Below are 15568 nucleotides of genomic sequence, written 5' to 3'. Positions count from 1 at the left end.
AACATTTATACAAAAAGAAGATTCAACTATCTGTAAAATAGTCTGAATCTATCTTTTTGATTTCATAAACCGATACTATTGATACACCTATATTATTATCAATCATCAATTGTGCTAATTCTTGACCATCTATTAAGACAACCTTTATATCTATGTCAGCTACATAATTTTTTGCATCTTGAGTAAACTTAGAAGTGGTAATAAACACTCCTTTTTTTGCTCTTTGCCCATATAATGCACCAACAAATTTCTGAATTTCTGGTCTGCTTATAACATTAGCGTCCCATCTTTTAGCTTGGATATAAACAACATCTAATCCTAATTTATCTTCCTTAATTATACCGTCGATTCCACCATCACGACTTTTACCAATTGCTTTACCAGCATCACGCCTTGAACCTCCATAACCCATTTTAATAAGTAAATCAATTACAATTATTTCAAAAAAATCTGACGAAATAGTTTTAATCCGATTAATTAAATCTATTTCCAATTCATTGCGAATTTTTTGATATCCTAATTCTATAGACTCTTGGGGAGTTTTTTCTGAGATTTCGTCAAAATCTGGATTAATCTTATTGTCTTGTTTTTTTGAACTTTTAAAGTTAATAAATTCAGAGAATTGACTAAGAAATTGAACATCTATCTCTTGTAGAGATTGTCTAGTTACATTTATACCTTGTTCTGTAATCTCAAAATATCCTCTCTTTGGGGTTGCTAATAAACCTGCTTTCTTTAAGTATGTTCTTGCCCATCCTACACGATTATCAAATAATGGTTGTTGACCACTAGGTAATAATTCTTTTCGTTCGTCTTCACTTAAATTGAACTGGTCGGCTAAAGCTCCAATGGCTTCTCTTATAGAGTGTTCTTGACCATCAAGCGCATATTTAAGTAATGGAAGCATTATCTTTTGATAATCAGGTATTGCCATTTTTATCTATCTAAAAGTTTACAAAAATAAGACTATAGGCATTTTTAACATCCTTATCAGAAAATTGGTGAAAAATAAGTTAAGCGATCGCAAACCCATAACACAAAACTACGCACCCGTAATATATATTGCTGAATTTTATATCGAGTTTATGTTGCAATTTTGTAAAAACCTGTTACATTACTTTACAGGCAGTTATAACTGTTACAACATAAAAGCTCGGAGTATTATTTATGGCAGACGTTAAGAAGACTACGCCTTCGGTTTCAGAAGATCCTAATGCTTTGCGCTGGGGCTTCACTCCTCAGAGCGAAAACTGGAACGGTCGTTTTGCAATGATTGGCTTTTTATCTGCTGTTGCACTTGAAGTGTTTTCTGGTCAAGGGATTTTACACTTCTGGGGCATTCTCTAAATTTAAACGTTTTTAGCTTCATTAGATTATGAGGCAAGACGGGGATTAGTAAAATTGTCTGCCTTGCCTCGTAATCTCAAGAATTAGAAAACTCACCAGCAACTACCGTGATGAGCGAAATATTACACGCCCTGGAGATTCTTCTTGATTAATTCGCGCATACACTCGAAGAGAAGTTAAGACTTCGCCAGGAATACCACCACAGTCTAGTTGTAAGTCATCCTTGGATAAAGCACAGATATCTGCATAAAGCCCCGATAATTGGCGAATTCGCACTTCATTACCTGCATTAATAGCTTCATCAGCGACTTTCTTCAGGATGCGCCGTGATTCATGTTGTAGCTTTCCCCACCAAGAATAGCGTTCAGCCGGTGGTACAAATACTAGGGAATGTATCGCTTCGTCCATGTCAATCCAAGCACGGAGAATTGACAGGGGATCGGTGTTTTTCTCAGCTTTTTGGGTGCGTTGGAAGCGATCGCTTAAAGCATCAATATATTGATCGCGCTGTTCTGGTTTAGAGTGTAAGGAAACGACATCGAAGCTAAAAACACTCTTTAAAGCATGATGTAAATCTGGGTCTATTTCGATAAAATTCATATATAAAAATAGGAATGCCGCTGGTAAATCGGATGCATTCTCTTGGGTAACTAATGGATTTGAAAGTGCTTGTTGATACAAGCTCAATCCCTGAGCTTGAACAGTTCCACTAAGACCGGGGTAGATAATTTCGTCGCGGATAAAGGGAAGTTGAAAAAGATTAGAATTATCTGCGATCGCACCAACTTGTTCAGCCAAATCTAAGGTGCGCTGTCGCCAAGTTGCAGCCAAATCTTCTGGTATTCGCAGCAGTTTGCGTTGAATCTCATTCCACAAATCTGAGTCTGTTTGGCTTTGCAGTTGGGAATTACCCAGATAATAACTGAGTTCTGAGTCGGAATCGAAAGCTTCTCGGAGGTGATTTAGTTTTAACTCGTCTGGCGGATCTTCCCAACCAGTATTTTGCTGTGGTGGTTCAGGTTGTAAGAGGTTATGAAGTTCTTGCAGCACATCATCACATATTTTAGATCCTGGATCTAGTGGTAATTCTGCACGAGCCTGATTCAAAGTAGCCTCCAGTCCATACAAACTAAACCGCAGTAACCGAGCTAACTCCGAGTTTTCTATCTCTAATAATTGACGCAAATGCTGCATAAATATCACCTCCAAATATTACCTGTATGCGGTTCGTAGCGAATTAAGCTTGACAAACTTCTGCGTTCCTCTGCGTTTAAAAATATTAATTTTTTTAACGCAGAGGAACGCAGAGGTTTAATGTAAGAGTTAATGTATGCCGCAAAAGGGATCGCGTTCTTTATCAACTTCATTAGGTTGCAATTCTAATTCAGCACGATAAACACATCCTTCTTCTTTCAGGCATTCTTGATTTTGTGATGTCCAGTAAGGCACTTCACCAGCGTGCATTCTTAGAATACCTCGATCGTCGAGAGTTACACGATATTGGCAAGGGTAATCTGTGGTTATATCTGGTTTACTGAGTGCGCCAATTCTGATCCATTTTTTGCTGTTAGTTTCGGCATCTGTTTGATAAACATAGAAGGTGTGCTGGCCAGTTTGTGGGAATGGAGGTAAGGGATTACTAATTAACCCAATTCCTGGTTGCGTCACCCCATCGCGCAAATAGTGAAATTTGTGAAACGTTTTACTACCATCATTTCCGACTTCAAATACAAGATGATAGGCATCTGGTTGATCGACAGTTGCAGACTCAATCACATTGACGGCAATATCACCATCATTTAAGTCTTTATTGAAGCGTTCTACAGCAATATTCCAATTTAATTTACCATCAGCAAATAACTCTGATGTTTCTGAAACTACCGATTCTAAATCAATACCAGAAATGTCAATCAAATAATGGGGATTTCCTTGACAAAGCAATACGTTAAATTCGAGGGTTTGGTCAATCTCAAACTGGACTTTGATTTTTTTCAGAAATTCTACTTCTGGCATTTCCAGTTGATTCATGAGGTTTTTGCCGTCAAAGCTTCCCCATAGTCGTAAATCTCCCTCTTCGTAATCTTGACGGTAGATAATATTAGTTAATTGTATGCCTTGCCAATGAGTACGAACTTTAGCAACAGTTTCCCAAGGTGCAAGTTGATAGAGTTCTTGTCCAGCTTTGAATATAGTTAGTAAATCGTTGCTTTGGGTTTTGCGTTTGAAGTTGCAGGGTAAATAATAAAATAGGTTTTTAACATCAATTTCTAGCTGGTTGGCTCCCTTACGCAACAAGCTTTTAGACTCTTCTGGATCGAATCTCAATCTTCGTAACTTTTCGGCATAACAAGCACCGGCGGAGGTGGCTAGCTTGGTAAATTCCAACACAAAGGTAATCCGTTCTGGATTCCAAACAAAATATGGAGATTTACTAAATTCTTGGTAGATTTGACGCTGCACTATGTCTAAATTGCAAGTTTTACCAGACAAAATTAACCAATCAACTTTTTGGGAATTCCAAGAATCTTTGGTGAGATCGTCGGGACGCAAACGACTTTCCATTAATCCTTTGGCAATTCCGATCGCTTCTTTAATTCCTGAAGCGGCGGCTCGTTCAAATTGCTGGTTATCTAAGGTGACGCAGATGTTATTGGGATCTTTAACTTGCAATTTAATGGCGCTTTGGGTAAGCAATTCGGAAATTTGCTGCTCAGAAAGTGTAAAGGTTAATAGAGAATTCTCTGTTGGTGGCTTTTGCCCAAGTTTAAGTTTGGCGGCTTCTGCATAATCCCAGAGAATATAAAAAGATTGCAGACGTTGAGGTGCTTGTTGCCAACGAGTCGGCAATACTTTCTCGGCTGTATCTAGGGCATCTTTGTAAGCAATATCGCCTTCTGGATTTTCTTTATCTAGACATTTTAAAAGACTGCCAGTTTTGAATTTGCCTTGTTCTAAAAAGCGCTCGTTTAACTCGGAGTTAATTAAATCTTCTAGCTTTTCGTTTTCAAGATCGCCTGTTGTAACTGCTGTCAATAAATAATCTGCGATCGCAACTTTTAATAATCTGAAAATTCGCAGTGTAATTAATTCACCGCCTAACTGTAAATGACCGGATGAACCTAATAGTTTGGGAGTAAGTTTATAGTAACGTCCTCCTAAACCTCGGTCTTCATAATCGGCAAAAGCTGGGGTTTTATCTTCTAGAGTCAGTTCAATTAAAGCTAAGTCTGTGGTTCCCCCGCCAATATCCAAGACGAGGACATTTTGTGACCATTTGTTTCCTACTTGGCGACAACGGGTTTTGAATGACTCGATTCCAATGTTGAGATTACCGCCAAATTCTCGCCATAAAAAGAATATTGCTACAGAAACGGCTTCATCATAAGCAGTTTGCACATCATCGATTCCCAACTGCTCAACCAATTCCCTAACTTCCTTGCGAACAACTGGTGGGGCGACTGTTGGGTAGGTAACAACTGCTGTTAAAAAATCTCCTTCCGAAAATCTGCGTCGTGCGTGTTGGCGGTATTCTTCAGTTAACTCGATTAAATGCGCCCAAGCAGATTGGATTAACTGGTTGGCGGTAATTGTTTCTTCTTCGCCATCCAAAATAACTGAAAACGATCGCTCCTGGCCAAAATAGCGTTTGGGTGAATGGTGAAACCTGCTGATGATTTCCTTTAAAGAACCGCTTGTACCTTGAGCGATCGCTTTTTTTCGGTTATCTCTAGCTTCCCTACCCATCCGCAGTTTTAAATCCTCTAAGTGTGAAATTTCCGCCTCGCTGGGAATTTCCGTATCGCGGCGATCGATATCCAGCACAACTGGGATCAGATTTTGCGACTCTAAGGTAGGGACGCGGAACACCTCATGATAAATTTGGTAAAGTTTTTTGCTGACAGCACGGCGGAATCTCTCGCTGTTTCCTAAAGAAAGTTCAATTTGGCGAATTGCTTCCAAAAATCGCTCTTTATTATCACTTTCAAATACTTCGCTCAATCGGCTGGGTTCTATCTCTAAATTTTTGCTAATTTCTATGATAAACTTTGCCCAATCATCAGTGCTAACATCCGGTAAAGCTACTGAGGCGGGAGAACTCAGCCATTGTGATAAGCGATCGCGCAACCGCATTTCTTGTTCTTTTGGTAAAATTTCTGCGATCGGTACTTCAATTGGATCGAAAAGTGTCACTGTCGAATTCGATGTACCAAAATCTAAAGCAAACCATCCTGGAAATCTTTTTTGTTGTTTCTCGCTTGGTTCGCGATCGGTATAGTTATTCAGTTTAAAAGGGTTCATTATAGTATCAAATAATTCTGTTGAACGATCGCTTTTTTATCTAGGGCGATGCCTACACCTTTTCATATAAAAGCGTAGGCATCGCTATGAAAATTCCATCATTTACTAAGTTTATGTTGAAGATTCTTGCTCACTTGCAAGTCTTACTTGTTCGATAGTTAAATTAAGTAATTGGGCAACCTCTTCCATTGATATACCACGAGCTAAGAACTGAGGTACAAGTTCAAGTTTTACTTGTTCTCGTCCTCGTTGTACTCCTAGTTCTATCCCCTCTTGTTTAGCTTCTTGATAAACTCTAGTTTCTTCTAACTTAACTCCTAACATTGCCTCTACCTCTTCACGACTTAAGTTTGCGAATTTATAAACTGCGATCGTTGTGATTACTCAGATGCAAGTCTTACTTGTTCAATGGTTAAATTAAGTAATTGGGCAACCTCTTCTATCGACATACCACGAGCTAAGAACTGAGGTACAAGTTCAAGTCTTGCTTGCTGTAATCCTTGTTGTATTCCTTGCTCTCGTCCTAGTTGTATTCCTTGTTCTCGTCCTAGTTCTAATCCTAGTTCTAGTCCCTCTTGTTTCGCTTCTTGATAAACCCTAGTTTCTTCTAACTTAACTCCTAACATTGCCTCTACCTCTTCACGACTTAAGTTTGCGAATTTATAAACTGCAATCGTTGTGATTACATCTATTATCTCCTTCTTAGCCAAGACAGTTATCTGCTCTTGTTGCACCCGCTCAATTAAACGTTTCGCATCCTGAACCATTTGAGTCTCTGAGGCAATAGTCAACTGCATCAAACTAATACCTACTTTGTACTCATCAGGATTACCTAACTCATCTAAATAAATCCGTTGTACTTGAGAACTGTTCAGTAACGATCTGTGAATAGTGGTTTTTTCTGGTTCCAAGCTGCGAGACTGTAAAATAATTACCCCGTACCAGTCATCGTAAAGTGACGCGTTACGATACATATACAGCATGGATTCTGAGAAAAAGCGATGGTACAGTAACTCATCCTTTTGGAATTGTACCTCAGCAAAAAAGATTATCTGAGATGTTGCATCCGGTGGAGGTAAAAATACCCCATCAATCCGAAATGTTGGTTCTTTAACTTCAACTGATTCAAAGCGATAGCTAGCAGCTTCAGGCGGTGGCTGTTCTACTAACTCGAAAAACAATCCTGGGACACGCTTGAAAATTGTATAAAAAATCGCATCACGCCTCATAAATACATCCTCATATCTTGACGCGATCGCGTCATCTCAAATCATCTAAATAAGAAACAGCAGCAAGTTCGGAAATAATCTGCAACCAAGTCGGAATTTGGATTTCAGATGGTAATTCTCCAGCCGCCAAATATCTTAGCAAATTTTCTTTTTTGGAAAGGTTTTGCAAACTAGGAATAATTTGATCCAAAATACCTTCTAGTTCGGCATTAATTTGCTGATTAACTTCGCTAACATACTGCACAAGATGGAGGCTGGCGCTAGCTGTAATTTCATCTCGCAGTCGCAGTACTAAAAGTTGGTGATTGCTCGATCTGGGTAAACCTTGGCTTTTCTCTGGTGCCCAATCAAAGATTTGACCAACATTGTGTTTATCGTCTTGACGTGCTAAGGGAAAGATAATTTCGGGCGCAACAGTTTTATCTTTACTACTGATTTCCGAGACGATTGCTTCTTTCCATTCGTTAGGATCGCATCCTAGTAATAATTTGTAAAAGAGATCGGCATCTTCAAAACCAAATTTTTCTTCAATTTCTTGTTCCATTTCTGGGTGGAAAAATGCCTGTAATTGTTCGCGTTCTGGGGCTATATAATTTGATAATTGGTTTAACAAATCTACCACGGCTTGCTGGATGCGATCGCGGGCAAAATCTTCTACTTCTTTAACGGTTTTCTCAAATACTGGATAAAAATCATCGCTCTTAGTCGGAAGGGAAGTATTTACGCGGTTTCCCCGATCGAATAATTTCCCAGCTGCACCTTTAGATTCTGCCAGAGCGATCGCTCCATTGTTAGCTTTGTTGAAGAGTAAAGTCCACTGGTTCCAATTGAGGATTCTAAAGGTGAGTTCGTCTTTCACTACATCGCTAACAACAACACCGCGCCGATCTTTGAGTGGTTCTTTCCCGATATCTTTTTGAAAATTTCTGTAGATTTTATCTAAGCTTTCGATCAAAAAACGCAATTCGATAAAAGCGGGACTATCGCCTGTGGGGATACCTTGCTCGTGAATTTCATCTATGATGTCTTTCAAGCGATCTTGTTGCTGACTCACCACATCAGCAGCTCTTTTGGTATCTTCATACAGTTGCTTTAGACCATGAGTCGCTACGTGGGTTTGAATCAATTCCCGCAGCTTACTAAGTCCGCCATCTTGACTAAAGTAACCTAGCTGTCTGCCCAAATAGCTACGGGTGTTAGATTCTATCAGATTTTTACTTAATAGCTCCCATTTCTCTTGTAGCCGTTTAGACCGATCTAAATAATCAGGATAATCTAAGTTAGCTAAAAATTCTGGTGAACCAGCTTTGACTGTAGTAGAACGTTTTGCCAATTCAGCTAATCCCAATAGTGGCGACAGTAAAACGATGCGGTCTTTTTGGGTTGTAAATGCTGCTGCACCGTCAATGGTAGTTTGCAGAACTTTGAGTTTTTGGAGAACCGTTTCCTCTTCTAAATGGCTATCTTCAATCAGATGGTCAAGTTCTCTTTCGCCACCCTCGCTATCTAGAGGGAGTTGATCGAAACGACCCACACCAACGAGAATTAAATCTTTCAGGTCTTGTCCCGGTCGCTGCTGCTGCATCATGGTGAAGATTTTATTGGCGCGATCGCTTCCGGGAGATTTACCATTTAGCAATACCAAAATTGTCTGTACTTCTGCCAATTCCCGCAATGACAAAAAGGTATCCCTAGCCCCAGAATTAGCAGCCCCCAATCCCGGAAAGTCGATGAGAATAAATTTAGCTGCATCTGCAAAATCCCAAATTTCCCGTGAGATTTTCACATCAATATCGACGCGGCGGATCAGTGGGAAACTGTTTTGCAATAACTTTGTTGGTAGCCTCTGGGGTGGACTCGGTAATCTGATGTGCGCTGGGGGTAGATCCTCGAATTTCAGAGTTTGGATTGCCATTGGCTGCTCGACTAGCTGTAGCCCCTCGCGGGCAGTCACCGCATCAATTTGGTAGTGCCCACCACACATAACTTCCCCATAAGCTTGATAAGCCCGCAGGAATAATACCAACTCCCGGAGTAAATAACGCAACTCTAAATTGTTACTGCTATTCCATGCTTCTTCACACCAGCCAATAATATCTGTGCCAGAGTTGAGTTTCGATACTGGTATCGGAGGAAGCCCTGCTGCTGTGGTTCGTTTATTGGCTTCCCCTAGCATGAAGCGGAGACACTCGTGTACTCCCTCATGGGAAAGATACTCTACCGTAAAGTTGCTTAATTGCGTCGTTGTAAAATCGTCTTGCGGAATAATATGTATGGCGGTAACATTACCTGTAGTGGGGTTTTCACTGACTGGTAAAGCATCTGCATATCCAATTAGACTGCCTAAAAGTAAGGTTTTTCCACTACTAAATTCTCCCATCACACCAATTTTGACAGGCGAAGTTGCCAGGCCTACAGTTTTCTGGGCAGCCGATCGCAAACGCAGAAGACAGTCATCAAGACTAGCTGGAACCCAATCTTCTTGTTTAGAAGGGTACTGGGGCACAGAATCTATCTTTCGGAGAATGAATTCGCCGTACTCCTTAAAACGGCCCAGTTTATCTGGTTCCATAAAGTAGTTTCCGCCTAACATTAATTTCTGTGAGCTTTATAACATATAAAATGCGATTACCAGGCATTGTTACAACCAGTTGATATCACATTTAGCATTTCTCTCATTTAATTTGTGATTTTGGGATGAAGCATTTTGCATAGTCAAGACAATTTTGAAACATTGGATTTTGTTAGGAAAAATAAAAAAGAATACATTCTTCAAAATCAAGGTTCGCGAATGAGTGAAGTTGGCTTTTATACCACTAAATTATTGAAGACCGCTTAGTAAATATGTGGGTATTCAACCCTTTTATACACATGATTTAAGGCATAAGAGTTTTAGACAATTTTTACGTAAGTCCTTTATATATAGGAATCCGCTTTGATTCAAAGAAATTATTTGCGTAGGCAGGGAATAGGGAAGAGGGAACAGGGAATAGGGAAGAAGGAATAAATGTGTACTGAGTTTTTTTCACGCAATCAAATAGGAGTCCTATACAAGGTTTTTGGTGCTAACCCAAGGGTATTAGAATATAATTCACTACTACACAAGCCAAATCCGCCTAAGCAAAAATTTTTAAACCAATGGAGGTGGGTAAAGTTTCGTGTAGCCGCGATTTCTAGTCGCCAGGACTTGGGAGCATCCCAATTTGGCAAAAATAAAATAATCTGGGGATTCAATCAAGTGGTTATTCTGACTCTTGCTCAAATCCAAAACTAATGTCTAGCAAACACTAGACTTCTTGGCATTTGTCGGGAAAAGGGGAAGGGGGAAAAGGTTCTGCAAAAGTCCCCTTCCCCTTTCACCAAAACCTTTTCCCCAAGAGTGCAAAAAGCACAAGTGCCAAGAGGTCTACTCATTGGGAGACTAACAGGTATAGATTTTTACCAAATAATAAGACCTCTCCTTAGTTGTACTAAGTGATAGAGGTCTTTGGAGTTATGTTATTTTGGCTAACAGTTTAAAAACTGCTTGTTATATCAGCTCATAACTGTTCTCTTACGCTTGAAGATGATCCCTAAACCACCCATTAACAGTGCGCCCATAATAGTAGAGGATTCGGGAACAACTTTAACCGTTGCGGCTATAACTTTGAAATCTGGCCCATTGTCGTTAGGAATACCAGGAATAAGCCCATTATTGTTAGAGCTAGTTAATCGCAGTGTTTGAGTAGTGATTCCATTTAAACTAATGCCTATAGAGCCAATATTGAAAGGCCCATTGTTAAGGATGGGGAAGACCTGAGTACTGATGTTATAGTCGGCTTTGCTGTAGTTTTGCCTCAAAATTTTGTAAGTCGCTATAACTTCATTATTTTCACCCAAAGCTTCCACCAATAAATCGCTATCGCCTGCAACTGAACCACCTGCTGTTCCACCACGCTCCCAAAAGAGGAAGGTATTCACGGGATTGGCGAAGGAGACTTCAATGCTGTCTGTATCTGCATTTTCTCGCGTCACCAGAATGCTATTTAGATTTAAGTTTCCCAAACTGTCAACAATGTCTTGAGCAGTTGGATTTGGTTTTGAGGGGCCTTCAAAAAGCAGGGTGTCATCAGGAGTATTAGGGCCTCTTCCTGAATTCAGTACACCGAATACATTTCCATCTGGAAGAATGTATGTATCATTTCGGAGAATCTTTGCTTTGGTGACAACTTCAAAGCTACTAATCGTTCTTCCACTAAATTCTACTGAATCCAACCGGATATCCCTTGTGGGATCGTTGAGTAAACTAGATGTAGGGTCGTTAGTCGGAGTAGCTGTGACATTAGTTTTAAACGAAAATTGGGTGAATGGTGCTGTCTGAGCATGAGCAGGTACTGTTAGTATTAGGGAAGCCACTGATATAAAAGCAGCACTTGTTGCGATCGCTATTGTCTTTGCAAAGATATTTGTCATTTGTATTTTCACCTTGATAGACACCAAAAAACTTACCTGAGTGAATCAGATAGGTTACTAGACAGAACAAATTAGTCGCACAGTCTCAAATTTGTGCAACCTCACCCCCGCTTCTACAAAAAGCGAATTATCAGACTTTTTTACACTTCGGACAATTAACCCTTCAGTTTTTGAAAGTCTTTAATCAGATTTATGATTATTTACTACTAAATCTTGGTCGATTTACCGTAGTTTAGTAGAACTATCCCATAGCTTTTTGTCTGTGTCAATTAGTTAAAAAAGTTTTTATAACTTTTGTGTGGGCGATCCTTTCAGCCAAAATGCTGTTATTAGATACAATACCTTAGCCAATTTACAAGAATTCAACGCCCGTAGAAACGGAATGAATACGTCCTAAAGAAGTAATTTTGGCAAAATCTGGGTTAATAAAATAGGATCGGGCATTTCAGGAAGCATTTTTGAAATTTCACGGACATATCGAAAACCACCATAGAAAGCCTTAAGATCGATAATGCCGGAGTCGGGATTGTGTTGACGAAAATCTAAGAGTTGATGATGGGATAAGCTGGTCATAAAAAATGCGTGTTTTAGCAGCATTAGTCACCGCAGTTTGACTGAGGTTCATAAAGTTTTCTAATCCCCAGAACTGCTTGGTATCTCTAAAATCAAACTTGATTTAGAAGCGTAAATGCCTTGCAGAGAATCATATAGTTTTAGTGAAGCTAAATCAGGTTTTTCAGCAATGCAATTACATAGCTAAGATGAATTTCTCAGTACTTCAAAAAAGAAACAAAGTAAAACAAGCTCTCTGATATATATAGTTTAAATTTCACACAAAATGCTGAAGTTAATCTTAATGATAACTTCAGCATTTTTTCAATTTATTTACACTAAAAGAGGAATTACTGCATATAGAAAAATAAATAAAGTATTAAGATCGTTAGCAGGTTGGCATAAACAAGATTATATCCATGTATTAAGAAATTGTATTTTCAGCACATTACCTTAATAATTTAGGCAGAGCAGGCAGGCAAAAGTGTTTTCTAAAAAGGTGCAGAGCTACGTTAAGCAAATCATAGTTGAAGAGGAAGAGATACAACAGGATGAAAAAGGATTCTGCCAGCAGGCGGATATTGCTCCTCTGATGATTTGGATGTCTCGATGTAATGCACTTTACTGTTACTTCAATTCTAATTGGCTGAAATTTACTGGAACACATCTCACAAAAGCCGCGTCTGCATCTGCGCGAGCAGAGGAAATAGGCAATATTTGGACTGGCAGCGTCCATCCAGAAGATAGACAGCGATGTGAAGATATATACCTGAGAGCATTTGTGACGTATGATTCCTTCCAGAGGCAATATCGCCTGCGTCGAGCTGATGGTGAATATCGCTGGATTTTAGATACAGCCGCGCCACGATTTGCGGCAGATGGTAGCTTTGTCGGTTACATCGGTTATTGTATCGATCTAACAGAAGTGCCGATCGGGATCGGTCAACCTTCCCTAACAGAAAGCTGCTCGCTATCGACAAATTCCTCTCGTTACCTACGTAAAATTACTGAAGAAGAACGAGCAACAGAATTAGCAAAAGCATTAGAGCAACTGCAAGCCGAAATTAGCAAACGCCAAGCAATTGAAGCAGAGTTACGCCAAAAAACCTCAGAATTTGCCGCGATTTTGCAAGTACTTCCTGATTCCTACTTTCGCATTGATGCTGCTGGCAGTATTCTGGATTACAAGCAAGGGTTGATGGAGAGTCTGTATATTTTACCAGAAGATTGTCAGGGCAAGAGTTTGCACGAATGCTTACCGACTGCTGTCAGCGATCGCTTCCATCAAGCAATAAATCAAGTACTTGAAACTCAATATGAAGTCAGTTTTGAATATACCTTACCGCAACCAGGAGAAAACAAGAATTTTGCAGCTAGGTTATTACCATTACCAGACCAGCAAATTATAGTTCTTGTTCGCGACACCAGCGACAACATCCAAGCAGCTTTAATAGAAAGTGATGCCAAGTTCCGCAGCATTGTAGAAAATGCCAACAACGTTATTTTTGCGCTGACACTTGAAGGGATATTTTCCTACGTTTCTCCTAATTGGACTGAAATCTTTGGGCATGAAATTGCAGAGGTTGAAGGCAAATCTTTTATTCCTTTTATACATCCTGACGATGTGCATATTTGTGTCGATTATTTTCAAAGAATTTTGACAACAAGCGAAAAACAAAAACCAATCGAATATCGAGTCCAACACAAAAATGGTAATTGGCGATGGCATACAAGCAACTCATCTGCTATTAAAGACGCTAATGGCAATATTTTGTACTTCGTTGGTATTTGCTATGACACCACTGACCGTAAAGAAGCAGAAATTGCACTCAGAGAAAGCGCCCAACGAGAAGCACTCCTCAATCGTCTTTCTAGCCAAATTCGAGCTTCTTTGGATCTCAATTACATTGTGGAAACCGCAGTGCAGGAGATTCGCAACTTATTCCAGATCGATCGCTGCGTCTTCTTTTGGTATCGGCAAGACGCTGATGTACCATACTGGGAAAGAGTCTATGAGGCGAAAAGTTCCTTTTTACCGTGTCTACTTAACCAACAAGAAGCAACTCATGCCGAAATCAAACTAATTGCAGCCAAAACCTTGAACGGAGAAATCATCCGCGTTGATGATACTGAGACTGTGGGCGATTCCATAGCAGAGCAATTTTTGCAGGATTTTGGTTTTACTGCTTTTATGGCGCTGCCTGTACACACCCAATCTGGTGAAATTGGTGCATTTAGCTGTGGTTATTGTAGTGGCTTTCGTCCTTGGCTGAACAACGAAGTAGAATTACTACAAGCAGTTACAGTTCAACTAGCGATCGCCATTGACCAAGCTAAACTTTACAACCAAAGTCGCATTACCGCCCAAACTGCCCAAGACAAAGCCCAGCAACTAGAAGCAGCACTGCTAGAACTTCAACAAACTCAAACGCAACTAATTCAAACTGAAAAAATGTCCAGTTTAGGACAATTGGTTGCAGGTATTGCCCACGAAATTAATAATCCTGTCAATTTCATCTACGGCAATATTAGCCACGCCAGTGAATATACTAAGGATTTGCTGCAATTAGTAGAACTTTATCAACAAAGCTACTGCCCACCAACACCAGAGATCGATCGACAAATTAATACCATTGATTTGGAATTTCTCAAGCAAGATTTACCCAAAATTCTGGAGTCGATGAAGATGGGAGCCGAACGCATTCGGCAGATTGTCCTATCTTTACGCAATTTTTCTCGCCTTGATGAAGACGGTACAAAAGCAGTAGATATTCATGAAGGGATGGATAGCACTTTACTGCTATTGCAAAATCGCCTCAAAGCCAAACCAGGACATCCCGAAATCCAAGTAATTCGAGACTACGGCAATCTACCACCAGTAGTCTGTCACGCCGGACAGATGAATCAGGTGTTTATGAATGTGTTGACAAATGCGATCGATGCTTTAGAAGAGTCATACTCTGTGGGAAGGCGAAGCGCCTATATCAATAGTCATACCCCGCAAAAAGGCGTTTGTGTAGCGTCTCCAAGAGTTGCGCCTATGTCATTAGCAAACAACACTGAACAAATGACTTTGCCACAAATTCATATTCGCAGCCTCATCCAAAAAGACTATGTAATCATTAGCATTGCTGACAATGGCCCTGGGATGAGTGAGGAAGTACGCAAACGCCTATTTGACCCCTTCTTCACGACAAAACCTGTGGGTAAAGGTACAGGTATGGGATTATCAATTAGCTACCAAATTGTAGTCCAAAAACACGGTGGAAAGATCCATTGTATTTCAGCACCAGGAGAAGGAGCCGAGTTTGTTGTAATGATTCCACTAAAGCAAGAACCCTCAACCTAGATATCACACAATAGAGATAAAAGTGAAAAAATGTAGAGACGTAACAGTGTTACGTCTCTAGAAGGGTTCTGGATAACGCATATTTAATTTCTCGATATGTGTAATCTTAATCTGAACTTAATCAAAGCTTAACCTAATAGTTGTTAACTAAGATCAACTCACTTTTTGCTGCAACATTTTAACCCCCTCAATAACCTAAAATTTACAGGAATTGAGGGGATTATTTATTCTAATATAGGAAATTAGGTTTGAAAAACGTTGTAATGGTAGTACTATCTTTGCGTAGGCATAGCCAATCCAGACAATAGACTTCTTGGCATTTGTCGGGGTAAAGGGCAAG

General features: G+C 39.8%; 9 protein-coding genes and 1 pseudogene. 2 read left to right on the top strand and 8 right to left on the bottom strand.

Annotated features, from left to right (window positions below; all coding sequences use genetic code 11):
• Positions 1-22: 22 nt before the first annotated feature.
• Positions 23-934, bottom strand: a complete 912-nt coding sequence (locus NSTC731_RS22565) for a restriction endonuclease (protein WP_445626882.1) — start codon at positions 932-934, stop codon at positions 23-25.
• Between the two features lie 233 nt (positions 935-1167).
• Between NSTC731_RS22565 and NSTC731_RS22560 the strand changes: the two genes are divergently transcribed.
• Positions 1168-1347: a high light inducible protein gene (locus tag NSTC731_RS22560; protein WP_069071239.1), complete on the top strand. Its 180-nt coding sequence runs from the start codon at positions 1168-1170 to the stop codon at positions 1345-1347.
• A 102-nt stretch (positions 1348-1449) separates the two neighbouring features.
• On the opposite strand, the gene NSTC731_RS22555 is transcribed toward NSTC731_RS22560, so the two are convergent.
• The 7 genes and pseudogenes from NSTC731_RS22555 to NSTC731_RS22525 all read right to left on the bottom strand — a co-directional run.
• Positions 1450-2541 (bottom strand): hypothetical protein, encoded by a 1092-nt coding sequence (locus NSTC731_RS22555; RefSeq protein WP_445626881.1) that lies wholly within the window; start codon positions 2539-2541, stop codon positions 1450-1452.
• A 129-nt stretch (positions 2542-2670) separates the two neighbouring features.
• Positions 2671-5646, bottom strand: a complete 2976-nt coding sequence (locus NSTC731_RS22550) for a molecular chaperone (protein ID WP_445626880.1) — start codon at positions 5644-5646, stop codon at positions 2671-2673.
• Positions 5647-5757: 111 nt separating this feature from the next.
• The gene (locus NSTC731_RS22545) at positions 5758-5970 is read right to left on the bottom strand and encodes an aspartate aminotransferase (RefSeq protein ID WP_445626879.1); all 213 of its coding nucleotides are present in this window, start codon (positions 5968-5970) and stop codon (positions 5758-5760) included.
• A gap of 56 nt (positions 5971-6026) precedes the next feature.
• Positions 6027-6875, bottom strand: coding sequence for an Rpn family recombination-promoting nuclease/putative transposase (locus NSTC731_RS22540; RefSeq protein ID WP_445626878.1), 849 nt, complete (start codon positions 6873-6875; stop codon positions 6027-6029).
• Positions 6876-6906: 31 nt separating this feature from the next.
• Complete coding sequence (locus tag NSTC731_RS22535; protein ID WP_445626877.1) at positions 6907-9447, bottom strand: proteasome protein; 2541 nt, start codon at positions 9445-9447, stop codon at positions 6907-6909.
• A 962-nt stretch (positions 9448-10409) separates the two neighbouring features.
• Positions 10410-11327, bottom strand: coding sequence for an exosortase-dependent surface protein XDP2 (locus NSTC731_RS22530; protein ID WP_445626876.1), 918 nt, complete (start codon positions 11325-11327; stop codon positions 10410-10412).
• Between the two features lie 352 nt (positions 11328-11679).
• Positions 11680-12003 (bottom strand): annotated as a pseudogene (locus NSTC731_RS22525) (IS4 family transposase); the annotation flags it as partial.
• 360 nt (positions 12004-12363) lie between these two features.
• Here NSTC731_RS22525 and NSTC731_RS22520 point away from each other — a divergent pair.
• Positions 12364-15228, top strand: coding sequence for a PAS domain S-box protein (locus NSTC731_RS22520; RefSeq protein ID WP_445626875.1), 2865 nt, complete (start codon positions 12364-12366; stop codon positions 15226-15228).
• Positions 15229-15568: the final 340 nt, after the last annotated feature.

Source organism: Nostoc sp. DSM 114167, assembly GCF_052692655.1.
This window is presented reverse-complemented; position numbering and strand designations above follow the sequence as displayed.

Coding starts and splice junctions, on each gene's coding strand:
- NSTC731_RS22565 (WP_445626882.1), bottom strand. CDS start 934: ATGGCAATACCTGATTATCAAAAGATAATGCTTCCATTACTTAAATAT.
- NSTC731_RS22560 (WP_069071239.1), top strand. CDS start 1,168: ATGGCAGACGTTAAGAAGACTACGCCTTCGGTTTCAGAAGATCCTAAT.
- NSTC731_RS22555 (WP_445626881.1), bottom strand. CDS start 2,541: ATGCAGCATTTGCGTCAATTATTAGAGATAGAAAACTCGGAGTTAGCT.
- NSTC731_RS22550 (WP_445626880.1), bottom strand. CDS start 5,646: ATGAACCCTTTTAAACTGAATAACTATACCGATCGCGAACCAAGCGAG.
- NSTC731_RS22545 (WP_445626879.1), bottom strand. CDS start 5,970: ATGTTAGGAGTTAAGTTAGAAGAAACTAGAGTTTATCAAGAAGCTAAA.
- NSTC731_RS22540 (WP_445626878.1), bottom strand. CDS start 6,875: ATGAGGCGTGATGCGATTTTTTATACAATTTTCAAGCGTGTCCCAGGA.
- NSTC731_RS22535 (WP_445626877.1), bottom strand. CDS start 9,447: ATGGAACCAGATAAACTGGGCCGTTTTAAGGAGTACGGCGAATTCATT.
- NSTC731_RS22530 (WP_445626876.1), bottom strand. CDS start 11,327: ATGACAAATATCTTTGCAAAGACAATAGCGATCGCAACAAGTGCTGCT.